The 25,799-nt window shown below is 62.3% G+C and carries 22 protein-coding genes, 1 tRNA gene, 1 other RNA gene and 1 pseudogene; 23 read left to right on the forward strand and 2 right to left on the reverse strand.

Annotation, left to right across the window (positions count from 1 at the left end; genetic code table 11):
• Window positions 1-8 precede the first annotated feature (8 nt).
• Entirely contained in the window at window positions 9-1,346 is a 1,338-nt protein-coding gene (locus QZY03_RS21850; RefSeq protein WP_295584579.1) for an ATP-binding protein, read from the forward strand.
• A complete protein-coding gene (locus QZY03_RS21855) occupies window positions 1,346-1,945 on the forward strand; it encodes a hypothetical protein (protein ID WP_295584581.1) in 600 nt (199 codons plus the stop codon). Before QZY03_RS21850 ends, QZY03_RS21855 begins: the two co-directional genes overlap by 1 nt.
• A gap of 182 nt (window positions 1,946-2,127) precedes the next feature.
• On the opposite strand, the gene ssrA is transcribed toward QZY03_RS21855, so the two are convergent.
• Window positions 2,128-2,483: a transfer-messenger RNA gene (gene ssrA / locus QZY03_RS21860) on the reverse strand.
• Window positions 2,484-2,803: 320 nt separating this feature from the next.
• Window positions 2,804-3,280, reverse strand: coding sequence for an SsrA-binding protein SmpB (gene smpB / locus QZY03_RS21865; protein ID WP_295584584.1), 477 nt, complete (start codon window positions 3,278-3,280; stop codon window positions 2,804-2,806).
• 83 nt (window positions 3,281-3,363) lie between these two features.
• Between smpB and tpiA the strand changes: the two genes are divergently transcribed.
• From tpiA to QZY03_RS21970, 21 genes and pseudogenes are all read left to right on the forward strand, one after another.
• Window positions 3,364-4,128, forward strand: coding sequence for a triose-phosphate isomerase (gene tpiA, locus QZY03_RS21870; RefSeq protein ID WP_295584620.1), 765 nt, complete (start codon window positions 3,364-3,366; stop codon window positions 4,126-4,128).
• Between the two features lie 192 nt (window positions 4,129-4,320).
• Window positions 4,321-4,545: pseudogene (gene secG / locus QZY03_RS32235) on the forward strand (preprotein translocase subunit SecG); the annotation flags it as partial.
• Window positions 4,546-4,940: 395 nt separating this feature from the next.
• Window positions 4,941-5,025: transfer RNA gene (locus tag QZY03_RS21880), tRNA-Leu, on the forward strand.
• Window positions 5,026-5,202: 177 nt separating this feature from the next.
• The gene (locus QZY03_RS21885) at window positions 5,203-5,559 is read left to right on the forward strand and encodes an NADH-quinone oxidoreductase subunit A (RefSeq protein WP_295584589.1); all 357 of its coding nucleotides are present in this window, start codon (window positions 5,203-5,205) and stop codon (window positions 5,557-5,559) included.
• Window positions 5,550-6,026, forward strand: a complete 477-nt coding sequence (locus tag QZY03_RS21890) for an NADH-quinone oxidoreductase subunit B family protein (RefSeq protein ID WP_295584592.1) — start codon at window positions 5,550-5,552, stop codon at window positions 6,024-6,026. Before QZY03_RS21885 ends, QZY03_RS21890 begins: the two co-directional genes overlap by 10 nt.
• A gap of 25 nt (window positions 6,027-6,051) precedes the next feature.
• Window positions 6,052-6,765, forward strand: coding sequence for an NADH-quinone oxidoreductase subunit C (locus QZY03_RS21895; RefSeq protein ID WP_295584594.1), 714 nt, complete (start codon window positions 6,052-6,054; stop codon window positions 6,763-6,765).
• Window positions 6,758-8,017: an NADH-quinone oxidoreductase subunit D gene (locus tag QZY03_RS21900; RefSeq protein ID WP_295584597.1), complete on the forward strand. Its 1,260-nt coding sequence runs from the start codon at window positions 6,758-6,760 to the stop codon at window positions 8,015-8,017. Before QZY03_RS21895 ends, QZY03_RS21900 begins: the two co-directional genes overlap by 8 nt.
• Window positions 8,017-8,544: an NAD(P)H-dependent oxidoreductase subunit E gene (nuoE, locus tag QZY03_RS21905; RefSeq protein ID WP_295584598.1), complete on the forward strand. Its 528-nt coding sequence runs from the start codon at window positions 8,017-8,019 to the stop codon at window positions 8,542-8,544. Before QZY03_RS21900 ends, nuoE begins: the two co-directional genes overlap by 1 nt.
• 5 nt (window positions 8,545-8,549) lie before the next feature.
• Window positions 8,550-9,833, forward strand: a complete 1,284-nt coding sequence (gene nuoF, locus QZY03_RS21910; protein WP_295584601.1) for an NADH-quinone oxidoreductase subunit NuoF — start codon at window positions 8,550-8,552, stop codon at window positions 9,831-9,833.
• Window positions 9,834-10,024: 191 nt separating this feature from the next.
• On the forward strand, window positions 10,025-12,400 hold the full coding sequence (gene nuoG, locus QZY03_RS21915) for an NADH-quinone oxidoreductase subunit NuoG (protein WP_295584603.1): 2,376 nt from the start codon (window positions 10,025-10,027) through the stop codon (window positions 12,398-12,400).
• Window positions 12,401-12,413: 13 nt separating this feature from the next.
• Window positions 12,414-13,448 (forward strand): NADH-quinone oxidoreductase subunit NuoH, encoded by a 1,035-nt coding sequence (nuoH, locus tag QZY03_RS21920; protein WP_295584605.1) that lies wholly within the window; start codon window positions 12,414-12,416, stop codon window positions 13,446-13,448.
• 19 nt (window positions 13,449-13,467) lie between these two features.
• Window positions 13,468-13,959: an NADH-quinone oxidoreductase subunit NuoI gene (gene nuoI / locus QZY03_RS21925; RefSeq protein WP_295584607.1), complete on the forward strand. Its 492-nt coding sequence runs from the start codon at window positions 13,468-13,470 to the stop codon at window positions 13,957-13,959.
• Between the two features lie 83 nt (window positions 13,960-14,042).
• On the forward strand, window positions 14,043-14,663 hold the full coding sequence (locus QZY03_RS21930; RefSeq protein ID WP_295584609.1) for an NADH-quinone oxidoreductase subunit J: 621 nt from the start codon (window positions 14,043-14,045) through the stop codon (window positions 14,661-14,663).
• Between the two features lie 5 nt (window positions 14,664-14,668).
• On the forward strand, window positions 14,669-14,974 hold the full coding sequence (gene nuoK / locus QZY03_RS21935; RefSeq protein ID WP_295584610.1) for an NADH-quinone oxidoreductase subunit NuoK: 306 nt from the start codon (window positions 14,669-14,671) through the stop codon (window positions 14,972-14,974).
• A gap of 95 nt (window positions 14,975-15,069) precedes the next feature.
• Window positions 15,070-17,076: an NADH-quinone oxidoreductase subunit L gene (gene nuoL / locus QZY03_RS21940; protein WP_295584611.1), complete on the forward strand. Its 2,007-nt coding sequence runs from the start codon at window positions 15,070-15,072 to the stop codon at window positions 17,074-17,076.
• Between the two features lie 24 nt (window positions 17,077-17,100).
• Window positions 17,101-18,678 (forward strand): NADH-quinone oxidoreductase subunit M, encoded by a 1,578-nt coding sequence (locus tag QZY03_RS21945; RefSeq protein WP_295584613.1) that lies wholly within the window; start codon window positions 17,101-17,103, stop codon window positions 18,676-18,678.
• Between the two features lie 87 nt (window positions 18,679-18,765).
• On the forward strand, window positions 18,766-20,202 hold the full coding sequence (gene nuoN / locus QZY03_RS21950; RefSeq protein ID WP_295584614.1) for an NADH-quinone oxidoreductase subunit NuoN: 1,437 nt from the start codon (window positions 18,766-18,768) through the stop codon (window positions 20,200-20,202).
• Between the two features lie 96 nt (window positions 20,203-20,298).
• Window positions 20,299-21,174, forward strand: coding sequence for a 4-hydroxy-tetrahydrodipicolinate synthase (gene dapA / locus QZY03_RS21955; RefSeq protein WP_295584615.1), 876 nt, complete (start codon window positions 20,299-20,301; stop codon window positions 21,172-21,174).
• A 161-nt stretch (window positions 21,175-21,335) separates the two neighbouring features.
• The gene (gene bamC / locus QZY03_RS21960) at window positions 21,336-22,424 is read left to right on the forward strand and encodes an outer membrane protein assembly factor BamC (protein ID WP_295584616.1); all 1,089 of its coding nucleotides are present in this window, start codon (window positions 21,336-21,338) and stop codon (window positions 22,422-22,424) included.
• 18 nt (window positions 22,425-22,442) lie between these two features.
• Complete coding sequence (gene prsT / locus QZY03_RS21965) at window positions 22,443-25,337, forward strand: XrtA/PEP-CTERM system TPR-repeat protein PrsT (protein WP_295584617.1); 2,895 nt, start codon at window positions 22,443-22,445, stop codon at window positions 25,335-25,337.
• Between the two features lie 150 nt (window positions 25,338-25,487).
• Window positions 25,488-25,799 (forward strand): low molecular weight phosphotyrosine protein phosphatase (locus tag QZY03_RS21970; RefSeq protein ID WP_295584619.1); only part of this gene is annotated, 312 nt, incomplete at its 3' end.

Here is a 25,799-nt window from a genome sequence, read left to right on the forward strand (position 1 = left end):
GATCTTTGATGACATCGAAGAGAACAACCCTGTCTGGACCGCAGGATAAAACCATGCTAAAACACTTGAAATTGACAAACATTGGCCCGGCCGACACCGCGCTGGAGTTTGGCACGCGCCTGAATCTGATTACTGGGGATAATGGTCTTGGCAAGAGCTTTTTGCTCGACATTGCCTGGTGGGCGATGACGCGAAAATGGCCTGCTGAAGTGAATCCGAAACTGACGGCGGGCAAGATAGCACTCCCCACTGATAAGAAGAAAAAAGCGGAGATTGGCTTCTCTTTTACCGGTGTTTCAAAAACGAAGGCGAATGTGATTGCTTTTGAGCCGCGGCTGCAGAGTTGGAACATTCCGCGCGGTCGGCCCGCCAATCCCGGCTTGGTTTTCTACGCCATGGCCGATGGCAGCTTTGCAGTGTGGGATCCTGCGCGTAACTATTGGAAAACCAGGGCAGACGATGCCTTGGATCGCCCCCCGGCCTATGTATTCAGCCCCAAAGAGGTCTGGGATGGGTTGCAACGTGATGATGGCTCCTGGCTTTGTAATGGTTTGATCCGTGACTGGGCGAGTTGGCAAAAGGAAAAGGGCCGGGCTTTGGACTACCTGGTGGCGGTGTTGGCGTCGCTATCGCCCTCTTCGGCGGAGCGGCTCCAACCAGGCGCGCTGACTCGCATCAGTCTGGACGATGTACGTGATATGCCGACACTGAAAATGCCCTACGGGCAGGACGTGGCGGTCGTGCATGCCTCGTCGGGCATGCGCCGGATCATCTCCCTAGCCTATTTCCTGGTTTGGTGTTGGGAAGAACATTTAAAGGCCAAGGAATTGTTGGGTGAAGAACCCGAAACCAAGACGACCTTTCTGATCGATGAAGTGGAATCCCACCTCCATCCAAGATGGCAGCGCACGGTGGTTCCTGCGCTGATGCAGGTGATGGCGAAGTTAACGACTTCCGCTAAGGTTCAGTTGATTGCAGTGACTCATTCGCCGCTGATCATGGCCTCAGTCGAACCACAGTTTGACGATCAGCAGGATACTTGGTGGGACTTGGACTTGGTGCGTCATCAGGGCAACAGGACCCCCACTGTAGTGTTCAGTAACCGGCGCTTTGTGCGTCTTGGTGATGTGTCGCGATGGCTGGTGAGCGAGGCATTTGATTTGGGCAGCGCCCGGTCCCTTGAAGTCGAAGACGTGTTAGAGCAGGCGGCGCAAATCTTGTCGGAAGAAGTGATTGACCACGCAAAGGCTAAAGCGCTTGACGTGAAGTTGCGCACGCTGCTGGGCGACACCGATCCGTTTTGGGTTCGCTGGCGCTTCGTCGGCGAGAAGCAGGGGTGGTTGTGATGATCCCTATTGCAGCACAGCCCGAACCAACTGATTTTGATGCCGAAGTTCGCAAGAAAGGTCTGGCGCATCTCAGAAAGAAAGGAATTCCCTTGGATCAGCCCTTGCCCCCGAAGGCAAAAATTGAGCCTTACTGGCGTGCGTGCTTGACGGACCTGCATCAGGCCTATGGCGGAATTTGTGCTTACCTGGGTGTCTTTTTCGAGCGTGTAATGGGTGGCGGTAGCGTGGATCATTTCATTGCGAAGTCCAGTCATGCTGGCTTGGCATACGAATGGAGTAACTACCGGTTGGCGTGTTCGACAATGAATAGCCGTAAGCGCGAGTACAACGACGTCCTGGACCCTTTTTTCCTTGCGCCAGACCTGTTTCGATTGCAGCTTTCAACGGGGCATATTTATCCTAACCCTCGGCTTGAAGCACGTTCGATGCGTATCGTGGAAGAGACCATCGCGAGACTTGGGCTTGATGATCCGCCGTGTCGAGAGCTACGCACATGTTGGTACCAAGACTATCTGGAGTATTGCTTGCCGGCTGAATACTTGAGGCAGAAGTCTCCTTTTGTTTGGCAAGAAGCCAAGCGACAGGGACTGCTATAGCCTTCCAACCTGATATCCGGACAGACCCTTGGTGTAGGGGCGGGTTTGAAACCCGCCCCTACGTCCGGTTATAACGTCCGACGACTATATGAGTGACCCACAAGCAGCAGACGATAGCGCATAACGTGACAAAGAGATGGGCATAAAAAAACCCCAACCGAAATCGGTTGAGGTTCTGTGCTTGGTGGAGGCGGCGGGAATCGAACCCGCGTCCGCAAGCCCTCTGCCGTTGGATACTACATGCTTATCCTTTCTATTATTTTTAACCTTCCCGCGCCCGAAAGGCAGGACGCACGGTCGGCGATTCCGTTAGGTTTTAGCAGCTCAGGTCCGGACTCCCGTCACCGCGATCCTATGTGTTGTTACCCCTGGAACCCAGCACCCACAGGCAAGTACTGGCCAGAGGCCCGCTGGGATTAAGCAGCGAGAGCGTAGTTGTCGTCGTTGGCAACTAGAATTTGCGGACGGTTTTACGAGGTACCCGCACCTCGGCATGCACCTCGAGTTTCGCGACCCACGTCGAAACCAAGTCGCCCCCTAAGTGTCATCTCAGACTATAGGGGCTCGGGGGCTTTTCGGCAAGTCCGTCGGCGTGACTTTTACCCGTCGTTGTCGGGCCTCGATGATCGACCCGGCCAGTGCCCGTAAGTGGCGCACTGGAGATACTAACAGCCACGGAAGGAGCATCAGCCATCCCGGAAGATGAATGCTCTCCGTGGGAGCGGCGTCCCGCCGCGATGCGGTGCCGCGGCGACCGCGAACGTTGCGGTGACGCGCCCGGCCCCATCGCGGCGGGACGCCGCTCCCACAGCGGTTTAGCCCAAGTCCCGCTCGGTCTATCATCGTCGGCGGCCGGCCTCAGCCGGACTTGAACAGCCGCTCCTTCTCGCGCTGCCAGTCTTTGTCCTTCTCGCTTGCGCGTTTGTCGTGCAGCTTCTTGCCTTTGGCGAGTCCGATCTCCAGCTTAGCCCGGCCGCGCTTCCAGTACATGGCGGTCGGCACCAGGGTGTAGCCGGCGCGCTCGGTCTGGCCGATCAGGCGGTTGAGTTCGGAGCGTTTGAGCAGCAGCTTACGGGTGCGGGTCGGGTCGGGGCTGATGTGGGTGGACGCGGTCGGCAGCGGCGAGATGTGGGAGCCGATCAGGAAGGCCTCGGCATGGAGGATTTTGACGTAGGCCTCCTTGATTTGCAGCCGCCCAGCACGCAGGCTCTTGACCTCCCAGCCTTCGAGGGCCAGGCCGGCCTCGATGCGCTGCTCGATGTGATAGTCATGCCCCGCCTTCCGATTGAGTGCGATGGTGGAGTTGCCGTCGGTTTTTTTCTTGCCCTTGCTCATGTGCGCAGTTTACGGCAAGGTTTCGGTTGATTTCCACGTCTGATCCGGATAAATTGCCGGGCTCTATTTTTGGGAGATTTATGATGCGCCAGCCACTGATTGCCGGTAACTGGAAGATGAACGGGACCAAGGCCAGCGTCGAGCGGCTGTTGGCCGAAGTCGTCGCTGGCGCGGGTGCCATCCAGCGTAGCGAGGTGGCGGTGTGTCCGCCCTATCCGTTCCTGCAGATGGCCGCGCAGGCGCTGGCCGGCAGCAGCGTCCGTCTGGGTGCGCAGAACCTCAGCACCGAGGCGAGCGGGGCCTTCACCGGCGAGGTCGCCGGCGCCATGCTGGCCGAATTCGGCTGTAAGTATGTCATCGTCGGCCACTCCGAGCGGCGGGCCATGTACGGCGAGGACGATGCGCTGGTCGCCAAGAAACTCGCCGCGGCGCACGCGGCTGGCCTGACGGCGATCTTGTGTGTGGGTGAGACCCTGGAAGAGCGTGAGCGCGGCGACATGGAAAAGGTGGTTGGCGGCCAGATCGACGCGATCATCCAGATCAGCGGGATCGGCGCCTTCGATGTCCTCGAAGTAGCTTACGAGCCCGTGTGGGCGATCGGCACCGGGAAGACGGCAACGCCGGCCCAGGCCCAGGAAGTTCATGCCTTCATTCGCAACCGGCTGGCCGGTCACAGTGCCCCGATCGCGGCCAAGACGCGCATTCTGTACGGCGGCAGCATGAAGGCCAGCAATGCCCTCGAATTGCTGTCCCAGCCGGATATCGACGGCGGTCTGATCGGTGGTGCCGCGCTGGTCGCAGCGGATTTCCTGGCGATTGCCAAGGCGGGCGATACCGCGGCGAAGTAGCATGCGGCGCGCTGACCGGCTGTCTTGCGACGCCGGTCAGGTCTCCGCGAACATGATTATTTCTGCGCCCTGATGTCCGGTATCCCGTCGGACCGGCGGTAGTGGAGAACCTGACGCTTAAGCCCAGAGTCTAAAGCCTGGATTTAAAATCTGAGTTTATTGGTAGGTGGAACAGGGCGCTCGAGAGATTTTATGCAGACCATCCTGACCGTCGTTCAAGTGTTTCTGTCGCTCGGCCTGATCGGCCTGGTGCTGATTCAGCACGGGCGCGGCGCCGATGCCGGTGCGGCCTTCGGGGCCGGGGCTTCGGCGACTGTTTTTGGCGCGCGTGGGTCGGGGTCCTTCCTCTCGCGTGCAACGGGAATTATCGCGGCGCTGTTCTTCCTAACCAGTATGGCATTAGCGTATTATGCAGCCAAGGGCGGGAAGCCGGCGGGGTTGATGGAGTCGGTCGATGGGACTGTGGTCTCCGCCCCGGCCCCTGTCCCGATTCCGGTTGAAAAGCCGGCGTCCAAGCCTTCGGAGGTTCCAGTTGTCCCCGGGGGCGTTCCGGCACCGAGCGGTTCCGACATCCCGGCAATTCCCGGCACCGTGGCACCGGTCACCCCGGCGCCGGGTGCCGAGGTTCCAGTGATCAAGGCGCCGCCGGAAGGGGTTGCGCCGCCTGCGCCGCCTGCGCAGTCGTCGGTGGACGTACCGATGGTGCCGCCGAATGTGGAAAAGACTCCCGACGCGGTGCCCTCGGCCCCGGTCGGTGACTCGGACACGGCTCCGGCAAAGTGATATGGCAGACCTGAGGTGAACAGTTTTTAGCCGACGTGGTGAAATTGGTAGACACGCTATCTTGAGGGGGTAGTGGCGTAAGCCGTGCCAGTTCGAGTCTGGCCGTCGGCACCAACAACCTAACGGCATGCCACGCGAGTGGCCTGCCGTTTTTTTTGCGGTTTTTCTAACCAGTTGAATGGCAATGTGTATCAGTTGTCGCTACTGTTGACTTAGCGCGCAATCGCACATTAGACTCGTCGGACTGAACCGTGAAGCGCGAAAACATAACAACCACGGTGTGGAGTGACAGTGCTCGATAACTATCTTCCCATCCTGATTTTCATCATCGTCGGCGTGCTCGTGGGTGCCGGGGCGATGCTGCTCGGCGTCGTGCTTGGCCCGCGCCGGCCGGACGCCGAGAAAGACTCACCCTACGAGTGCGGCTTTGCGGCCTTTGAGAGCGCGCGCATGAAATTCGACGTGCGCTATTACCTGGTCGCCATTCTCTTTATCCTGTTCGACTTGGAGATCGCGTTCCTCTTCCCCTGGGCGATCGTGCTGGGTGATCTTGGCGTCTACGGCCTGTGGGAGATGGTGATCTTCCTGGCGATTCTGGTCGTCGGTTTTGTCTACGAGTGGAAAAGGGGGGCGCTGGAATGGGAATAGAGGGCGTTCTCGAAAAAGGCTTCGTCACCACGACGGCCGACGAACTGATCAACTGGGCGCGCACCGGCTCCATGTGGCCGATGACCTTCGGGCTGGCCTGTTGTGCGATCGAGATGATGCACGCCGGCGCCTCGCGCTATGATCTGGACCGCTTCGGCATCGTTTTCCGTCCCAGTCCGCGCCAATCGGACGTGATGATCGTCGCCGGCACCCTGGTCAACAAGATGGCCCCGGCCTTGCGCAAGGTCTATGACCAGATGGCGGAGCCGCGGTGGGTGATCTCCATGGGTTCCTGTGCCAATGGCGGTGGGTATTACCACTACTCGTACGCGGTGGTGCGGGGCTGCGACCGCATTGTGCCGGTGGATGTCTATGTTCCTGGCTGTCCGCCGACCGCCGAGGCGCTGCTGTACGGCATCCTCCAGCTACAGAACAAGATACGTCGCACCAGTACCATCGCCCGCTGAGCCCTTCCGCTTGTACCGAGGACCCATGGCAACAGATACATCGATCCGAAACGGCAGATGCGGCGCCTTGGCGACGGCTCTGGCCGCGCACTTGGCCGACCATGCATGCGAGACCCTGATCGCGCATGGCGAGGTGACTTTGGTGGTACCGGCCGGGCACTTGCTCCCGGTCTGCCGGATCTTGCATGATCACGCGGACTTCCGGTTCGAGCAGTTGATCGATGTCTGCGGGGTCGACTATGCGGCCTACGGTCAGGCCGAGTGGGAGACCGCGGAGGCGTCGAGCACAGGCTTCGGGCGCGGGGTCGATCGCGACCTCGACTTGGTGGTGGATGACCCGCAGCGCTTCGCGGTGGTTTACCACCTGCTGTCCCTGGTGCATAACCGGCGGCTGCGGCTGCGGGTTTACGCGGGTGGCAGTGCGCCCGTGGTGGATTCCGTCCTGCCGGTGTGGGCGTCGGCGAACTGGTTCGAGCGCGAGGCGTTCGATCTCTTCGGTATCCTCTTTCGCGGCCATCCGGATCTGCGCCGTATTCTCACTGACTATGGTTTCATCGGGCACCCCTTCCGCAAGGACTTCCCCATTTCCGGCCAGGTGGAGATGCGCTATGACCCAACTCAAGGCCGCGTGATCTACGAGCCGGTGCAGATTGAGCCGCGCGTGCTGGTGCCCAAAGTGATCCGCGAGGACAGCCGCTACGCCGCGCACCATTCCGGGGCGGGGGTGGGCAATGCCTGAAATACGCAACTACACGCTGAATTTCGGTCCTCAGCACCCGGCAGCCCATGGCGTGCTGCGGCTGGTGCTTGAGATGGATGGCGAGGTGATCGAGCGCGCGGACCCCCACATCGGTCTGCTGCATCGGGGAACCGAAAAGCTGGCCGAGACCAAGCCCTACAACCAAAGCATCGGCTACATGGACCGTCTGGACTATGTATCGATGATGTGTAATGAGCACGGGTATGTGCGGGCCATCGAGAAGCTGCTTGGGGTCGAGGCCCCGGAGCGTGCCCAGTACATTCGTACGATGTACGATGAGATCACCCGCATCCTGAACCATCTGATGTGGCTCGGGGCCCATGGTCTTGACATCGGCGCCATGTCCGTCTTTCTGTACTGCTTCCGCGAGCGTGAAGACCTGATGGACTGCTACGAGGCGGTCTCCGGTGCGCGCATGCACGCCACCTATTACCGTCCGGGCGGGGTTTATCGGGATCTGCCGGGGCTGATGCCGCAATACCAGGCGGGCGGCACCAAATGGCACAGCAGCAAGCACCAGGCTCGGCGCAACGACGCGCGCCATGGTTCGCTGCTGGACTTCATCGAGGACTTCACCAACCGCTTCCCGGCCTGCGTGGACGAATACGAGACCCTGCTCACCGACAATCGCATCTGGAAGCAGCGTACGGTCGGGATCGGCGTGGTTTCTCCGGAGCGGGCGCGGCAACTGGGTTTCACCGGTCCGATGTTGCGCGGTTCCGGCGTGGAGTGGGATCTGCGCAAGAAGCAGCCCTATGCCGCTTACGCGCTGATGGATTTCGATATCCCGGTCGGGGTCAATGGCGACAGCTACGATCGCTATCTGGTTCGCATGGAGGAAATGCGCCAATCCAATCGTATCATCCGGCAATGCGTGGAATGGCTGCGCACGCATCCTGGACCGGTCGCGGTGGATGATCATAAGGTCATGCCCCCGAGCCGTGAGGCGATGAAAGAGGACATGGAAGCCCTGATCCACCACTTTAAGCTCTTTACCGAAGGCTACTGCACCCCGCCCGGCGAGGTGTACGCCGCGGTGGAGGCTCCGAAGGGCGAATTCGGCTGCTACATCATCTCCGATGGTGCCAACAAGCCGTATCGGCTCAAGGTCCGTGCCCCCGGTTTCCCTCACCTGGCCGCGCTCGATGAGATGGCCAGGGGCCATATGCTGGCCGATGTGGTGGCCATTATCGGGACTCTGGATATCGTGTTCGGGGAGATCGATCGCTGATGAGTTTTCGCAACGCCCCCTTAGGTGTGATTCACGACCGGGACAAGTCGACCCTGTTCACGTCCGAGATCCGTGCAGCGATCGACACCCATATCGCCAAATACCCGCCGGAGTGGAAGCAATCCGCGGTGATGCCGGCCCTGACCCTGGTCCAGGAGGCGAACGGCGGCTGGTTGACGCGAGAGCTGATGGACGCTGTCGCCGCGTATCTGGACATGCCGGAGGTCGCCGTCTACGAGGTTGCGACCTTCTACAGCATGTATGATCAGACGCCGACCGCGAAGCATAAGGTGTGTGTCTGCAACAGCATCTCCTGCATGCTGAACGGCTCCGAGGAACTGATCCACCACATTGAGCACAAGTACCAGGTCAAGCCTGGACAGACGACTGCTGACGGCCGTTTCACGTTCAAAGAGGCGGAGTGCCTGGGAGCCTGCCGGGACGCGCCGGCGGTGCTGATCGGCAAGACCTACTATGAACATCTGACGCCGGATGCCTTGGACCTGTTGATCGAGGGGCTCGAGTAACCATCATGGCGGCACAACAGAATACGGTTTGCTTCCGCACCATGCACCTGCCCGCGGCCGAGCGCTTTACCCTGGCGGCCTATCGCAGTCTGGGCGGCTATGTGCAATGGGAGCGCATCCTGCGTGAAAAGCTGGACCCGGCGACCCTGATCGAGGAACTCAAGCTGTCCAACCTGCGCGGTCGCGGCGGCGCCGGCTTCCCGACCGGGCTGAAATGGAGTTTCATGCCGCGCAGCGCGCCGGGTCAGAAATACATCGTCTGTAACTCAGACGAGGGCGAACCCGGCACCTGCAAAGACCGGGACATCCTGCGCTATAACCCCCACCAACTCATAGAGGGGATGGTGATCGCCGGCTACTGCATCGGCGCCACGGTCGGTTACAACTATATCCGCGGCGAGTTCTACGAGCCCATCGAGCGCTTCGATGGCGCACTGCAGGAGGCCTATGCCGCCGGGCTGGTTGGTCGCGATATCCTGGGCTCCGGGGTGGACTTCGATCTGTACACCCATCTGGGCGCGGGGGCCTACATCTGCGGCGAGGAGACGGCGCTGCTGGAATCGCTCGAAGGCAAGAAAGGGCAGCCGCGCTATAAGCCGCCCTTCCCGGCGCAGGTCGGTCTCTACGGCTGTCCGACGACGATCAACAATACCGAATCACTGGCCTCGGTGCCGGTGATCCTGGAGAAGGGCGGCAAGTGGTTTCTGGAGCAGGGGCGGCCCAACAATGGCGGGCCCAAGCTTTTTTCCATCACCGGGCATGTGAATAACCCATGCAACGTCGAGGTTCCGCTGGGCACGCCGTTCCGGGACCTGCTGGCGATGGCCGGCGGGGTCAAGGACGGGAAAGGGCTCAAGGCGGTGATCCCGGGCGGCTCCTCGGTGCCGGTGGTGCCGGGTGAGATCATGATGCAGACCGACATGGACTATGACAGCGTCGCCAAGGCGGGTTCGATGCTGGGCTCGGGGGCGGTGATCGTGATCGCCGAGGGCACCTGCATGGTGAAGGTCCTGGCGAATCTGTCGAACTTTTACATGCACGAATCCTGTGGTCAGTGTACCCCCTGCCGGGAGGGTACCGGCTGGCTGGCGCGGGTGGTGGGGCGCATCGCCGCCGGTCAGGGTCGTGCACAGGATTTGGACCTGCTCGAGAGTGTTGCCGGGCGTATCGGCGGGCGCACCATTTGTGCCTTGGGAGACGCCGCGGCGATGCCGGTGCAGAGTTTTCTCAAGCATTACCGGGCCGAGTTCGCGCACCTGATCGAGCACGGAGTCAGTCAGGCGGCCTGATCGTTCCGAATCGCGGTGGCAATCCGGTTTCTGGCCGGATCCTGAGGCTGGCGGGTATTGAGCCCGCGAGCGGTGAAGAAACGCGGGGCGGTTCGGCACGGTTGCTGATCCACCCCATACCCTTCGGAGTTGTGCCGCATCTGGGCGCGGGTTCGCGAGACCCGGCGTGTGGCGCCGACTGAGAGACCGGAATGACGGATAAGCTTACCATCGAGATCGACGGTCGCGCCTGCGAGGCGGCGCCGGGCGAGATGATCATCGCGGTCGCGGACCGTGAGGGTATCGCGATCCCGCGTTTCTGCTATCACAAGAAGCTCTCCATCGCCGCCAACTGCCGGATGTGTCTGGTGGAAGCGGAGCAGGGCGGGCGTCCGTTCCCCAAGCCGGTGCCGGCCTGCGCCACTCCCGTCGGCCCCGGCATGAAGGTGCAGACCCGCTCCCCCAAGGCCATCGAGGCCCAGCAGGGGACCATGGAGTTCCTGCTGATTAATCACCCCTTGGACTGTCCGATCTGCGATCAGGGCGGCGAGTGTGAATTGCAGGACGTCGCCATGGGGTACGGGGGCGACCTGTCGCGCTACACCGAGGGTAAGCGGGTCGTCATGGACGAGGATTTCGGTCCCCTGATCGCCACCGAGATGACCCGGTGTATTCACTGCACCCGCTGCGTGCGCTTCGGGGCCGAGATTGCCGGGGTGCGTGAACTGGGAGCGACCGGGCGCGGTGAGGACATGCGCATCGGGACCTACGTCACCCACACCATTTCGCATGAGTTATCGGGGAATATTATCGACCTGTGTCCGGTAGGCGCGCTGACCTCCAAGCCCTACCGCTTCACCGCGCGTGCCTGGGAGTTGACCGAAGCGGACAGCATCGCCCCGCACGACGGGGTGGGGTCGAATGTGCGGCTCCATATCCGCCGCGGTCAGGTGATGCGCGTCCACCCCAGAGACAACGAGGCGGTCAACGAGACCTGGATTTCGGATCGTGATCGGTTCAGCTACGCGGGACTGCACGCGGCGGACCGGCTGACGCACCCGCTGGTGCGGCGTGACGGCGCCTGGGTCGCGGTCGAATGGACCGAGGCGCTGACGCTGGTGGCCGAGCGGCTCAAGGCCGCCGACGCCGCGCGAACCGGCTGGCTGATCGCGCCCAATGCAACCCTGGAGGAGATGTATCTGGCGCAGGCGCTCGCGCGAGCCCTAGGCTGTCCGAACATCGATCACCGCCTGCGTCAGCGTGACTTCCGCGGCGATGGCGCGGATCCGCTGCTGCCCTGGCTGGGGGTGTGTATTGAGGACCTCGAGTCGCGCGAAGGGGTTCTGTTGATCGGTAGTGATATCCGCCAGGAGCAGCCGATGCTTGCGCACCGCCTGCGCAAGGCGGTCCTGGCCGGTGGTCAGTTGGCCCTGGTCAACCCCTATCGACTCGATCTGACCCACCCGGCCACCCAATTGGTCGTCACGCCCGATGGGATGGTCGAAGCCCTGATGGGCATCGCCGGCGCCCTGGGCGCCCAGGTAAGCGGGCCGCTGCGCGAGCGGATCGCCCGCGTCGTCCCGACAGCGACGCAGCAGGCGGTTGCCGAGTCACTCAAGGCCGCCGGTGCGGGCGGCAAGGGGCTCATCCTGCTGGGTGCACTGGCCGCGGCGCATCCGGACTTCACGGTGCTCAAGGCCCTGTCCTACGCCATTGCCGCGGCGAGCGGCTGCCGGGTCGGCTACCTTCCGACCGCGGCCAACAGCGTCGGCGCCGCGCTGGCCGGGGCCTTGCCGCGGGTGGGGCCGGGCGCCCGACCGGCCGGTCAGGTTGGTCTTGCGGTCGCGCAGATGCTGGCCGCGCCCTGTTCGACCCTGGTTCTCTGGGGGCTGGAGCCGGACCTGGACCTGGGCAATCCGGCCCAGGCCATGGCGGCGCTCGGCCAGGCGGACTGCGTGATCGCGGCCAGCGCCTTCCGCTCGCCCGCGCTGGAAGCGGTCGCGCATGTGATCCTGCCCATCGGCGCCTTTACCGAGACCTCCGGCACCTATGTCAACGCCGACGGCACCTGGCAGAGTTTCCAGGGCGCGGTCGCGCCGCCGGGAGAGGCCCGGCCCGGCTGGAAGGTCTTGCGCGTCCTGGGCAACCTGCTGGCGCTGCCTGGGTTTGAGTACAGCGATACGGCGGCTGTCCGCGCCGAATTGGCGGCATGCTGTGCGGGTGTCCAGCCCGATAATGCACCGGTGGGTGATCTGGGGGGGGTGCAGCCGGTCGGGGCAGGGACGGGACTGATGCGCATCGGCAATGTGCCGATCTATGCACTCGATGGGTTGGTCCGCCGGTCGCCAGCGCTCCAGCGCACCCCCGCCATGGGCGCCTTCGGTGTCTCGCTGCACCCGGAGCAGGCGTCCGCCCTGGGTCTGACGAGCGAGGATCGCGTGGAGGTTCGACAAGGCGCGGTCGGGGTCCGCGCCCCGGTCGTGATTGATGAGCGGATTCCCCTGGGCTGCGCGCGAATCCCGGCCGGGGTCGCGGGCAGCGAATCTTTGGGCGATCAGATCGCCCCCGTCAGCATGACCAAGGCCTGAGGAGTCGACGCCAATGATCGAGCTTTGGAATATGCTGCCGCTGGTGATCCAGATCCTGCTGAAGATCATCGCCATCGTGCTCCCGCTGCTGGGACTGGTGGCCTACTACACCCTGGCCGAGCGCAAGGTGATCGGCTATATGCAAGTGCGCATCGGGCCGAACCGGGTGGGTTGGCGCGGCTCGCTGCAGCCCATCGCGGACGCGGTGAAGCTGATGATGAAGGAGATCGTGCTGCCCGCGAAGGCCGACAAGACGCTCTTTCTCATTGCCCCGCTGATCTCACTGACGCCCGCGCTGGCGGCCTGGGCGGTGTTTCCATTCGATGCCGGCCTGGTGCTCGCCGACATCCACGCCGGTTTGCTCTATATTCTTGCCCTGACGTCCTTGGGGGTCTACGGGATCATCATCGCCGGCTGGGCCTCGAATTCGAAATATGCCCTGCTCGGGGCCATGCGCTCGGCGGCGCAGATCGTCGCTTATGAGATCGCCATGGGCTTTGCGCTGGTGGGCGTGCTGGTGGCCGCGGGGAGTCTCAACCTGGGCGAGATCGTCGCCGCGCAAAGCGGGAATGTCTTTACCTGGTTCTGGCTGCCGCTGCTGCCGCTGTTTGGCGTCTATGTGATCTCGGGAGTGGCCGAGACCAATCGTGCCCCGTTCGACGTCGCCGAGGGTGAGTCGGAGATCGTCGCCGGGTTCCATGTGGAATACTCGGGCATGGCCTTCGCGGTGTTCTTCCTGGCCGAGTATGCCAACATGATCCTGATCTCCGCGTTGACGGCGATCCTGTTCATGGGCGGCTGGCTGTCGCCTTTGCCGCAGGCCTGGGTATCCGGGGTCTTCCTGCTGGATGACGGCTTCCACTGGTTGTTGCTCAAGACTTTCTTCTTCATGTTCCTGTTCCTGTGGCTGCGCGCGACCTTCCCGCGCTACCGCTACGATCAGATCATGCGTCTGGGGTGGAAGGTCTTCATCCCGATTACGATCGTCTGGATTCTCGTGGTCGCCGTCGGCGTGGTCGCGAAGATGCCGCCTTGGTGGTCCGCTTGATGTCGCGGGGGAATGACCGATGCTGAAGAGCGCGCGTGACTATGTGCAGAGCCTGCTTCTGTTTGAGCTGTTCAAAGGGATGCGGCTGACCGGGGCTTATCTTTTCAAGCGTAAGTTCACCGTTCAGTATCCGGAGGAGCGGGCGCCGATTTCGCCGCGGTTCCGGGGGCTGCATGCACTACGCCGCTATCCGAACGGTGAAGAGCGCTGCATCGCCTGTAAGCTGTGCGAGGCGACGTGCCCGGCCCTGGCGATCACGATCGAGGCCGAGCCGCGCGCCGATGGATCGCGGCGCACGACGCGCTACGACATCGATTTGTTCAAGTGCATCTACTGCGGCTTCTGCGAGGAATCCTGTCCGGTGGACTCGATCGTCGAGACCGGCATTTATGAGTATCACTTCGAGCAGCGCGGCGAGAACATTATGACCAAGGAGAAACTGCTCGCCGTCGGCGACCAGTACGAGGCGCAGATTGCCGCGGCGCGGGCCGCGGATGCGCCGTATCGCTAGCCGGGATAGCGGACCGACCAGACCCGGTAAGGCGCACGATTCCAGTATTCCTTGTGACTGAACACTAGCTTTCGGATACATCCATGGGCTTTGAGAAATTTCTCTTCTACTGCTTCGCGGCCATCACCGTGGCGGCCGCGGTGATGGTGATCACGCGGCGCAATCCGGTCCATGCGGTGTTGTGGATGGTGGTCGCCTTCGTCAGCAGCGCGGCCCTGTGGCTCCTGTTGGAAGCCGAGTTCCTCGGGATTGTCCTGGTGCTCGTGTATGTCGGTGCGGTGATGGTGTTGTTCCTGTTCGTCGTCATGATGCTGGACATCGATATCGCGACACTGCGGGCGGGTTTCATCAAATATCTGCCGGTCGGGGCCCTGGTGGCCACGGTCATGCTGGTGGAGATCGTGCTGATCGTGGGCCCCGGCAATTTTGGTCTGGATGCCTTTCCCGCGCCGCCGGCCGCCGGGGTCGAGGTCAACAACACCCATGACCTGGGGATGATGCTCTACACCGTCTATGTCTATCCCTTCGAACTGGCGGCGGTGATTCTGCTGGTGGCGATCGTGGCGGCGATTCGGCTCACCCTGCGTCACCGGATCGACACCAAGTTCATCGACCCGGCCCGCCAGGTCGCAGTGCGCAAGGGACCGGACCGCATCCGGATCGTCAAGATGCCGGCCGTGGTCGAAGCCGAAACCCAGGAGTAGCCGCCATGATCGCCCTCTCCGACTATTTGATCCTCAGCGGTATCCTGTTCTGCCTCGCGGTGGCCGGGATTTTCCTCAACCGCAAGAACGTGATCATCCTGCTCATGTGCATCGAGCTGATGTTGCTGGCGGTCAACACCAATTTCATCGCCTTCTCGCATTTTCTCCAGGACATGACCGGGCAGGTCTTCGTGTTCTTCATCCTGACCGTGGCCGCCGCTGAGGCGGCGATCGGATTGGCGATTCTGGTGGTGCTGTTCCGCAACCGGCGGACCATCAATGTCCAGGACCTCGACCGGCTGAAGGGGTGACCCTGAGCACTCCGGTCGATCCTGTCACCTATTTTCACCCGCACCAGGCCCTGTCGGCCTAGCGCGGAAACCCTAGCGAAAGAGCCAACGAAGAGATGGAAAAAGTCTACCTCACCATCGTGCTCGCGCCCCTGATCGGCGCCCTCGTCGCCGGCTTCTTCGGCGGGCGGATCGGCCGGCGCGGGGCCCATAGCGTGACGATCCTGGGCGTGGGCCTATCCACCGCCTTGTCATTCTATGTGCTTGCCCAGTTCATCTGGAACGACTTGCCCGTCTTCAATGATGCGGTCTACACTTGGATGGTCTCGGACGGCATCCGCTTCGAGGTCGGCTTTCTGGTCGACAAGCTCACCGCCCTGATGATGACGACGGTGACCTTCGTGTCGCTGATGGTGCACATCTACACCATCGGCTACATGGCCGATGACGAGCACAACTGGCCCCATGGCTCCAAGGCGGGCACGAACAGCTATCAGCGCTTTTTCTCCTACATCGCACTGTTCACCTTCGCGATGCTGATGTTGGTCATGTCCAACAACTTCATGCAGTTGTTCTTCGGCTGGGAAGCGGTGGGGTTGGTGTCTTACTTGCTGATCGGCTTCTGGTCGGTACGGGAATCGGCGATTTTCGCTAACCTGAAGGCCTTTCTGGTGAATCGGGTCGGCGACTTCGGGTTCATCCTGGGTATTGCCGCTATTGCCATGTATTTTAACACCATGGACTACGCGGAGGTCTTCGCGGCAGCCCCCGGTCAGGCCGACACTCAGGTGAATCTGTTCGGCGGCGTGTCACTCATGTCGCTGATCTGCATCCTGCTGTTCATCGGCGCCATGGGTAAGTCCGCGCAGGTTCCGCTGCACGTCTGGCTGCCGGATTCGATGGAGGGTCCCACCCCGATCTCCGCCCTGATCCATGCGGCGACCATGGTCACCGCCGGTGTCTTCATGGTCGCGCGCATGTCGCCGCTTTACGAGCTCTCGGAGACCGCGCTCTCGTTCGTGATGATCGTGGGCGCGACCACCGCCTTTTTCATGGGCCTGATCGGTCTCGTGCAAAGTGATATCAAGCGTGTCGTGGCCTATTCGACACTCTCTCAGTTGGGCTACATGGTCACGGCTTTGGGCGCATCGGCCTACGCCGCCGGTATTTTTCATCTGATGACTCACGCTTTCTTCAAGGCGCTCCTGTTCCTCGCGGCCGGTTCGGTGATCATCGCCATGCACCATAACCAGGACATCCGGGAGATGGGCGGGCTGCGTAAGTACATGCCCATCACCTGGCTGACCGCGCTCATCGGCTCGCTGGCCCTGATCGGCTTTCCCGGCTTTTCGGGTTTCTTCTCCAAAGATGCGATCATCGAGGCCGTGAGCGGGGCCACGATTTTCGGCTCCGGGTACGCCAGTGTCCTGTTGACCTTCGGGGTCCTGATCACGGCGCTCTATAGTTTCCGGATGTACTTTCTGGTGTTCCATGGCAAGGAGCGCATGGATGACCACACCCGGCACCATCTCCATGAGACCCCCTGGGTGGTGACCGTGCCCCTGATTCTGCTCGCCATCCCGTCGGTGATGATCGGCTGGTTCACGATCGAGCCGTTGTTGGTGAACGACTGGCTCACGTCAGGCGACTGGCATCCGATCGTGGTGCACCATGGGCACGACACCCTGCATCATCTGGCCGATCACTGGCATGGCCAGTGGGCCTTCATCCAGCACGGCATGACCGGTCTACCCTTCTACCTGGCGATGGGTGGTCTGTTCGGTGCCGCCTTCATCTGGTGGCTCATGTTCGCCAGGAATCCGAAACTGGACGAGCAGATTCAGGCGGCGGGCGGTCCCGTTACCCGACTCCTCCTGGATAAGTATGGGTTTGATGATTTCAATCAGCGGGTGTTCGGTGGCGGCGGTCAATCGCTCGGTAACGCCCTTTGGAATGGCGGCGATCGGCTCTTCATCGACGGCGCCCTGGTCAATGGATCGGCTCATTCGGTCGGACGCCTGGCTGGGGTTGTGCGCCACCTGCAGACCGGGTACCTCTACCACTACGCCATCGCCATGATCGTCGGGCTCGTTGCCCTGTTGACGATTTTTGTCGGCCTCTGATCAGACTCAGGAGACTAAAAGACGATGGAATCGGTTTTCCCCCTGCTGACGCTGGTCATCTGGCTGCCAATTTTCGGCGGCATGGTCGTGCTTGCGAGCGGCGATCGTGATACGAACCTGTCGAAGTGGATTGCGCTCGGCATTGCCGTGCTGACCTTTCTGGTCAGTCTGGGTCTGTGGATCGGGTTTGACAGCGCCACGGCGGACATGCAGTTCGTCGAACGCGGCGCCTGGATACCGACCTTCAATGTCTGGTATTTCCTGGGCGTTGACGGTATCTCGATGCCGCTGATCGTCCTGACGACCTTCATCACCATCTTCGTCATGGTGGCGGGCTGGGACGTCATCACTTATCGGCCGTCCCAGTACATGGCCGCTTTCCTGATCATGGAAGGGTTGATGGTCGGGGTCTTCTCCGCCCTGGATGCGATCCTGTTTTACGTCTTTTGGGAGGCGATGCTGATTCCGATGTTCATCATCATCGGGGTCTGGGGTGGACCGAATCGGGTCTACGCCACCATCAAGTTCTTCCTCTATACGTTCTTCGGTTCGGTCTTCATGTTGGTCGCGCTCATCTACATGTATTTCCAGGCCGACAGTTTCAGCATTCTCGATTTCCATGAACTGGAGCTGGGGATGAGCGCTCAGGTGCTGATCTTCATCGCCTTCCTGCTGGCCTTCGCGGTCAAGGTGCCGATGTTCCCGGTGCATACCTGGCTGCCCGATGCGCATGTCGAGGCCCCGACCGGCGGGTCGGTGATCCTCGCCGCCATCATGCTGAAGATCGGCGGCTACGGCTTCCTGCGCTTCAGTCTGCCGATCACACCGGATGCCAGCGCATCACTCGACTGGCTCATCATCGCCTTGTCGTTGATTGCGGTGGTGTACATCGGGTTCGTCGCCTTGGTGCAGCAAGATATGAAGAAGCTGATCGCCTATTCGTCGATCGCCCATATGGGTTTTGTCACCCTCGGATTCTTCATCCTGTTCGCGCTTCTGCGGCATTCCGGGGAGAGTACCGGGGCGGTGATGGGCATCGAGGGCGGCATGGTCCAGATGATCTCTCACGGTTTTATTTCGGCCGCCTTGTTCCTGTGCGTCGGCGTGCTCTACGACCGGATGCATTCCCGTCAGATCGCCGATTACGGCGGTGTCATCAATACCATGCCGTGGTTCGGCGGCTTTATGGTCTTTTTTGCCATGTCCAATGCGGGTCTGCCGGGGACGTCGGGCTTTGTCGGTGAGTTCATGGTGATCCTCGCGGCCTTCCGTGCCGATTTCTGGTTCGCTTTCCTGGCGGCCACGACGCTGGTTCTGGCCGCCGCGTTCACCCTGTGGATGGTCAAGCGGGTGGTCTACGGCGAGGTCAAGAACGAGAAGGTCGCAGCACTTGCTGATCTGAACCGGCGCGAAGTATTCAATCTCGGCGCCCTGGCCGCGGTGGTGCTCTTGTTCGGCCTGTGGCCCGCGCCCCTCGTCGATGTCATGCATAAGAGCGTCGAGCACCTGGTCGCCCAGGTCAGTGTCTGCAAACTGCCCGCCGCGCAGGCTGCTGATTGCCTGCTGGCACGGCCGGCACCCGTGGCGTTTCTGGCGCCTTAGGTAAGGTGTCCACAGCCTGATCTCACCCGACATCGCCGCGCCTGGTAGGTCTTGGCCTGACCAGGCGCCTGTTCACGGAATATGCCCATGCCATTCGATGCTGCGAACCTGTTACCCATCCTGCCGGAGATCGTGGTCGCGATCACCGCGAGCCTTGTGCTGATGGTGGACCTGTACCTCAAGGATAAGCGCAAAGGCGTCAACCATGCGTTGGCAGTCATCGGTCTACTCGTCGCGATCGGGTTCACCGGGGCGGTCGGGGGTGGTGCGCAGGAGTTGTTTTTCGACGGGAACGTGGTGCGCGATGCGATGAGCGACCTGCTCAAGGGGGCGGTGCTGGTCATCTCGATCTTCGCCTTTGTCTACGCTCAGCCCTGGCTCAAGGATCGTGGCCTGATGGTTGGCGAGTATTACGCGCTGGGGCTCTTTGCCGTTCTCGGTATGCTGGTGATGATTGACGCCAACAGCTTCCTGACGCTCTACCTCGGTCTGGAGCTCCTGGCGCTCTGTTTCTATGCGCTGGTGGCTTTTGACCGGGACTCGCCGACCGGGTCCGAGGCGGCGATGAAGTATTTTGTCCTCGGGGCCTTGGGTTCGGGGATGCTGCTCTACGGCATTTCCATGATCTACGGCGCGACCGGCTCGATCGAGTTTGGCGTGGTAGCGCAGGCGATTGCCGAGCAAGGGACGAAAGACAAGGTCCTGATTTTTGGTATCGCTTTCCTGGTGATCGGCATCGGTTTCAAGTTCGGCGCCGTGCCCTTCCACATGTGGGTGCCGGACGTCTATGAGGGGGCGCCGACCCCGGTTGCCTTGTTCTTGAGTTCCGCCCCCAAGATCGCGGCTTTCGCCCTGGCCGTGCGCCTCCTGGTCGACGCCATGGGTGGCCTGCAGGCGGACTGGCAAGGGATGTTGGCGATCCTGGCCGTGCTATCCATGGGCCTGGGTAATCTGGTCGCCATCGCCCAGACCAATATCAAGCGGATGATGGCTTACTCGGCCATCTCCCATGTCGGCTTCATTTTTCTCGGACTCCTGGCCGGCTCATCGCAGGGTTATTCCGCCGCCATGTTTTACGCGATCGTCTACGCTCTGACGACGGCGGGAGCCTTCGGCATCATGATCATCCTGAGCCGGAAAGGCTTCGACGTTGAGCATCTGGAGGACTTGCGCGGGCTCAACGACCGCGACTCCTGGTATGCGGCCATGATGGCGATCATGATGTTCTCGGCGGCGGGGGTTCCGCCGACGGTCGGTTTCATGGCCAAGTTGTTGGTGTTGGAGGCGGTCGTGCGGGTCGATATGGTGTGGTTGGCCCTGGTTGCCGTGTTCTTTTCCATCATCGGCGCCTACTACTATCTGCGGGTGGTGAAGCTCATGTATTTCGACCGGCCCACGACCGACGCGCCCATCCTCACCTCCGGCGGCGTGCGCGCGGTGATGTCGGTCAACGGGCTGACCATCCTGTTCCTGGGTCTGTTTCCGGCGGCCTTGCTGAGTTTGTGTCAAGGCGCCTTCGCGTAGGGCGACTATTTCCGCAATCCACCACTGTCCGGCTGTTCAGAACCCTTGGCACAGGCTACCATGTGGTAGTTTTCTACAGAGCGGGAGCTCCCCAGTATGTTTCGCGGCAGCATCGTAGCCCTGATTACGCCCATGGACGCGGATGGCGGCATCGATGACGCGAGCCTGAAGCGTCTGGTCGATTTTCATGTGGACGCGGGAACCACGGCCATCGTCTCGGTCGGGACCACCGGCGAGTCGGCCACGCTGGATGAGGACGAACACTGTCGTCTGATCGCCCGCACCCTGCAACTGGCTGATGGGCGCATCCCGGTGATCGCCGGTACCGGGGCAAACTCGACCCGTGAGGCGATCACGCTGACCCGATGCGCCAAAGAGGCGGGTGCCGATGCCGCCTTGCTGGTCACTCCCTACTACAACAAACCCACCCAGGAAGGGCTTTATCTGCACTACCGGGCGGTCGCCGAGGCCGTGGATATCCCCCAGATCCTGTACAACGTGCCGGGCCGCACCGCCTGCGATCTGCTGCCTGAGACCGTGACGCGATTGTCCAAAGTCGACAACATCATTGGTATCAAGGATGCGACCGGCGATCTCAAGCGCGTCGCCGCCCTGCGCGAGGGCTGCGGCGAAGGGTTCGCGCTCTACAGCGGCGACGACGCCTCGGCCTGCGACTTCATGTTGCTGGGTGGCGATGGGGACATCTCGGTGACCGCGAATGTTGCCCCGCGACTGATGCAAGAGATGTGTCAGGCGGCACTGGCGGATCAACGCGTGCTCGCTCGTGCCTGCGACCGGCGATTGTCCGCGCTGCATCGGGACCTGTTCGTGCAGTCCAATCCGATTCCGGTAAAATGGGCGGCCTGCGAGTTGGGTCTGTGCGGCGTCGGTATTCGGCTGCCGCTGACCTGGCTCTCCGATCAATTCCATGCGCGTGTGCGGGCCGCACTGGAGCAGGCGGGCTGCCTGTGACGGTTGGTCCAGCGCCCCGATGCGGGCCACGGCGCGTCCCTTTTGAGAGGTCCCGGACCTTGAGACCTTCCCGTGTACTGGGCGGCCCTGCCGTCTTGTTGTCGCTGTCGTTGCTGATCGTCTGTGGATTGACCGCATGCGGCTCGGCATCCCTTCAGGAAATGTTGCCCAACCAGAGCCTGGCCTACAAGAAAAGCCGGCAGGCCGAGGAAAACCTTGAGTTGCCCCCGGATCTGAGAAGCGGGAAGTTCGATGACGCGATGGACGTGCCGCCCATCGACGGCGGGGCCACCTACTCGGAGTATGCGGGGGGCCGGGCACAACGGCAGCGCGATACCGCGACGGGTGCCGTGCTGCCCGCCGTCGAGAACGTCCAGTTGCGCCGCAGCGGCGATTCCCGTTGGCTCGAGGTGCAGGCGACCCCGACGCAGGTTTGGCCGCGGGTGGTCGCATTCTGGCGCGAGCAGGGCATCCTGCTGGTCGATCAGAACCCCACGGTCGGGGTGATGAAAACAGATTGGATCGAGAATCGTGCCGAAGTGCCCCGGGGCTTTCTGGCCCGGATGGTCCGCAAGGTGGCCGACGGACTCTATGCCACGTCGAGCCGGGATCAGTACAGCGTGCGGATCGACAACGGGCCGACAGCGGGGGTCACGGAGCTCCATCTCACCCACCGCGGGATGGAGGAAAAGCTCGAAACCGGCACCCTGGGCGACAGTAAGCGGACTGTCTGGCAGCCTGGTAAGAGCGATCCGGAGCGGGAAGCGGAGATGCTGCGCCGTCTGATGCTGTTCCTGGGTGCTCCGGAAAAGCAGGCTGCCGCCGCCGTCGCCGTCGCCGGCACCGTCGCTGCGCCAACCTCAACGCGGGCGGCCTCCCCGGTGCGCTTGGTCAGCGAAGGCGCCGGGCCTCAACTGCTGATTGCGGACGAATTCCGCCGCGGTTGGCGGATGACCGGCTCGGCGCTCGACCGCGCCGGCTTCGCGGTGGAGGACCGTGACCTGAGTCGCGGCATCTATTTCGTCCGTTATCAGGATGCGGATGGCGCGGGGGCCGGGAAGCGGAGCCTCGTCGATCGACTGGCCTTCTGGCGCAAGGACGGGATCGACCGGGTGAAGCAGTATCAGATCAAGGTCGAGGGTAACGACACCGAAACGCGCGTCAGCGTGCTTGATGCGAAAGGCAACCGGGATAATTCCACCGGTGCGCAGCGTATCCTCACCCTGCTGCAGGAGCAGATGAAGGGCTAGACGCCCAGAGTTGATGGCATGCGTTCGGGACCCAGTCGCGCACTCCTGCTGCCTGGCTTCGCCTTGGCGGCCGGGGTGGCCTGCGCGGTCTGGGCTACCGACCCGGTGCTTGAGGCGCCGATTCAGGCGCGAGAAGGTGCGGGCGCCTGGTACGAGCAGGCGTTGAACGAGGTCAATGCGGGACAGACGCCTGCCGCCTATCTCAGCATCAAGAACGCCCTGCGGCAAGATCCCTTTTCCCTCGCTGGCCACCTGCTGCTCGCTCGCGTCTACATCCAACTCGGTCAAGGTGACAAGGCCGAGAAAGAACTCCTGATCGCGGATGGGCTCGGGGCTCACCAGTCATTGACGCTGATCCCGCGCGCCCGTTCCTATCTGTTGCAGGGCAACGCCGAAAAGCTGCTCGGCGAGTTGTTTCCGCCGGGAACCCTGGCCGACGAGGACGCCGAGCTATTGGCCTTGCGCGGCCAGGCCCACGTGCAGCTCGGTCAGTTGTACGACGCCCAACGGGCGTTCGATCAAGCCGGCGAACGCGATCCCACGAATGTCAGCGCCATCTTGGGTCGGGTCCATGTCCTGATGTTGCAAGGCGATCTCAACGCGGCGTCAGGTGACGCGCGTCGTGCCGTCGCGCTGGCCCCGGATAATCCGCGTGCCTGGTTGCTGCGCGGGATGCTGTTGCGTGGTCTGAGCGATGTGCCCGCCGCACTGCGGGATTTCGAGCGGGCGGTCGCGGTTCTGCCGGCCTATTTGCCCGCGCAGGTTGCCCGGATCAGTGCCTTGCTCGAACTGGATCGATTCGATCAGGCACTGGCTGCCGCGGAAGAATTACTGAGGCTTTATCCGCGCGATCCGCGCGCCTTCTATCTGAAGGCGGTCATTCAGGCGCGTCGGCACGATGTCGACTCGGCCCAGGCCGCCCTGCGTCAAACCGAGGCGCTGATCTCCCAGTTGCCGCGTGAACTGATCGACGCGCATCCGCCGACCCTCTTGCTGGCGGGTATGGTGAACTTCAGCCTGAAGCAATGGACCGAGGCAACCAGTTACCTCGCGCCATTTCTCGATCAATTTCCCGATACGGTCGGCCCGCGGATCCTCTTGGCCCGAATCGCGCTCGATCGGCAACAGAATGACCGGGCCATCCGGCTGCTTGAACCGGCACTGAGTCTGGCGCCAGGCGATCAGCAGGTGTTATCACTGCTGGCCGAAGCCTTTATGCGCGACGGGCAGCACGTCAAGGCCGCGCTGTTCCTGCAGCAGGCGCTGGAGGCGGGGGACGACAATCTGGTGTTGCGCACCCAGCGCGCGGTCAATCAGTTCGGGCTCGGCCGCAAGGCGCAGGCGATCGAGGAATTGGGTGCGGTCGTCGCGGCCGATCCTCAGTATGCGGAGGCGGGCGCGACACTGGTCGTCACCAGCCTGAAGGAGCGGCGTTTCGAGGAGGCCGTCAAGGTTGCCGCGCAACTGCTGAATGCCTATCCGGAGAATATCACCTATCTGAACCTCTATGGTGTCGCTCAATTGGCGGCCGGGAACCGGGCGGCGGCCCGCTGGGCCTTTGATCTCGCTTTGGCCCTGGACTGGCGCTTTGTTCCGGCGCAACTCAACCTTGCGGAGTTGGACCTGCGGGAGAACCGCCCGAATGCGGCCCGCGACCGTTTGCAGTTGGTGCTGGCCCGCAACCCGGATCAGCTCTCCGCGCTGTTGCTGTTAGCCCGGACGCTCGAGCAGCTGGGCCTGCCCGAGCAGGCGCGGCAATTGGCGGAGCGGGCGGTCAGTTCGGACCCGACCGCGGTCCCGGCGGCCGTTTACCTGACCGACTTGTTGTTGAAGATGCAGCAGACCGAAGCGGCGCTGACGGTGGTCGAAACGGTCGAAGCGCGCGCGGCGGACCCGGAAGATCTCGCGCTGTTGGTCGCGTTGAGCCGGGCCTATCTCGCCAATGGCCACCGCGCAACCGCACAGGTGGTGCTGCAGCGGGGTTCCAGTCTGGCTGGTTACCATGCGGCCGGTTTGCTTGAACTGGCGCTCCTGCAACGGCAGGCGGGTGACCGCAATGGAGCAATCTGGTCCCTCGAAAAAGCGGTCAAGGGACAGCCGCGGTACCTTCCGACCCGGATCAAGTTGGGAGAGCTGTACGCCGAGGTCGGCAAGCTCGACCAGGCGGAGACCTTGGCCACGGCCTTGACCAAGGACTTTCCGCAGGAACCTTACGGGGAGCATCTGCTGGGGACCATCGCACGCGCGCGCGGTGACGATGCGCGCGCGCTTGAACACTTCAAGCGGGCACTGAAACTGCGCGAGTCGCCCATTCTGGCGGTCAGGACCTATGAAACCCTGCGGGTTGCTCAGGGCGTCGGGCCGGCGACCGACTTTCTCCGGCGGTGGGTCGAGAAACATCCGGACGATGCGGTCGCCAGACAAGCCTTGGCCGAGGGTTTGTTCCGCGGGGGGCGGGTCGCCGAGGCCAAGGCGATCTATCAAAGTGCGCTCTTGCGCACGCCCGACAATGCCATTTTGTTGAATAATTTGGCATTGATCTATGCTCAGGAAGGTGACGCGCAGGGGATCGCGCTTGCGCGCAAAGCCCAGGCACTGCTGCCGGTGCCTGAGATCACCGATACCCTGGGCTGGGTACTGGTCCGTGCCGGCCAGCTCGCCGACGGTTTAAGTTATCTGCGCGATGCCCAGTCCCGCGCGGCCGCTGAGCCTGGGATCAGCTACCACATCGCCTACGCCCTGGTGCGCATGGGACGTGATGAAGACGCGTTACGCGAGCTCACGCTGTTGTTTCGCAAGGGGTCTGACTTCCCGGAGCGGGAGGCGGCGGACCAGCTGCGCCGGGAGGTCCAGGCGCGTCTTGGACGGGGTACCGGCGCGCGGGACGCTGGACTCGATCCGGTGGTCGAGTGACGCGGCCGGCGCATGACCTGTTGTCGATGCCGCGGGACCTTGCCCGGTTTGTGCTTTCTCCTTGCAGGGCCCCGGTCTTGGTTTCCCCTGGCGCGTTACTGGGGTATTGTGTTGTCTGTTGTCCGACCGCGACTGATCCGATCGTCTGCTATGTTCGACCACCTGCTGATCATCTGTGCTGGAAACCTCTGCCGCAGCCCGCTGGCCGAGGTGATGATGCGTGATCGCCTGGCGCGATCAGGCAAGGCGGTCGAGGTGCGCTCCGCCGGCCTGATCGCCGCCGTGGATGATCCGGCGGATGAAATGATCCGACTCGTGGCGGCCGGGCACGGTCTGGACCTGAGCGCGCATCGCTCCCGACCGATCGACCCCGAACTGATGCGGTGGGCCGATCTGGTGTTGGTCATGGAGGGAGATCATCGTCGCCACTTGCTGCAGTTGGCCCCGTCGAGCGCGGGCAAG

It is taken from the genome of uncultured Lamprocystis sp. (assembly GCF_903933125.1).
Lineage (GTDB): Bacteria > Pseudomonadota > Gammaproteobacteria > Chromatiales > Chromatiaceae > Thiodictyon.

What these genes read in the sequence shown, in the direction of transcription:
- QZY03_RS21930 (WP_295584609.1), top strand. Translation starts at nt 14,043, where the DNA reads ATGGGCTTTGAGAAATTTCTCTTCTACTGCTTCGCGGCCATCACCGTG.
- tpiA (WP_295584620.1), top strand. Translation starts at nt 3,364, where the DNA reads ATGCGCCAGCCACTGATTGCCGGTAACTGGAAGATGAACGGGACCAAG.
- QZY03_RS21900 (WP_295584597.1), top strand. Translation starts at nt 6,758, where the DNA reads ATGCCTGAAATACGCAACTACACGCTGAATTTCGGTCCTCAGCACCCG.
- nuoL (WP_295584611.1), top strand. Translation starts at nt 15,070, where the DNA reads ATGGAAAAAGTCTACCTCACCATCGTGCTCGCGCCCCTGATCGGCGCC.
- smpB (WP_295584584.1), bottom strand. Translation starts at nt 3,280, where the DNA reads ATGAGCAAGGGCAAGAAAAAAACCGACGGCAACTCCACCATCGCACTC.
- nuoH (WP_295584605.1), top strand. Translation starts at nt 12,414, where the DNA reads ATGATCGAGCTTTGGAATATGCTGCCGCTGGTGATCCAGATCCTGCTG.
- dapA (WP_295584615.1), top strand. Translation starts at nt 20,299, where the DNA reads ATGTTTCGCGGCAGCATCGTAGCCCTGATTACGCCCATGGACGCGGAT.
- nuoI (WP_295584607.1), top strand. Translation starts at nt 13,468, where the DNA reads ATGCTGAAGAGCGCGCGTGACTATGTGCAGAGCCTGCTTCTGTTTGAG.
- QZY03_RS21890 (WP_295584592.1), top strand. Translation starts at nt 5,550, where the DNA reads ATGGGAATAGAGGGCGTTCTCGAAAAAGGCTTCGTCACCACGACGGCC.
- prsT (WP_295584617.1), top strand. Translation starts at nt 22,443, where the DNA reads ATGCGTTCGGGACCCAGTCGCGCACTCCTGCTGCCTGGCTTCGCCTTG.
- nuoN (WP_295584614.1), top strand. Translation starts at nt 18,766, where the DNA reads ATGCCATTCGATGCTGCGAACCTGTTACCCATCCTGCCGGAGATCGTG.
- QZY03_RS21895 (WP_295584594.1), top strand. Translation starts at nt 6,052, where the DNA reads ATGGCAACAGATACATCGATCCGAAACGGCAGATGCGGCGCCTTGGCG.
- QZY03_RS21855 (WP_295584581.1), top strand. Translation starts at nt 1,346, where the DNA reads ATGATCCCTATTGCAGCACAGCCCGAACCAACTGATTTTGATGCCGAA.
- QZY03_RS21850 (WP_295584579.1), top strand. Translation starts at nt 9, where the DNA reads ATGACATCGAAGAGAACAACCCTGTCTGGACCGCAGGATAAAACCATG.
- nuoG (WP_295584603.1), top strand. Translation starts at nt 10,025, where the DNA reads ATGACGGATAAGCTTACCATCGAGATCGACGGTCGCGCCTGCGAGGCG.
- QZY03_RS21945 (WP_295584613.1), top strand. Translation starts at nt 17,101, where the DNA reads ATGGAATCGGTTTTCCCCCTGCTGACGCTGGTCATCTGGCTGCCAATT.
- nuoK (WP_295584610.1), top strand. Translation starts at nt 14,669, where the DNA reads ATGATCGCCCTCTCCGACTATTTGATCCTCAGCGGTATCCTGTTCTGC.
- bamC (WP_295584616.1), top strand. Translation starts at nt 21,336, where the DNA reads ATGTTGCCCAACCAGAGCCTGGCCTACAAGAAAAGCCGGCAGGCCGAG.
- nuoF (WP_295584601.1), top strand. Translation starts at nt 8,550, where the DNA reads ATGGCGGCACAACAGAATACGGTTTGCTTCCGCACCATGCACCTGCCC.
- nuoE (WP_295584598.1), top strand. Translation starts at nt 8,017, where the DNA reads ATGAGTTTTCGCAACGCCCCCTTAGGTGTGATTCACGACCGGGACAAG.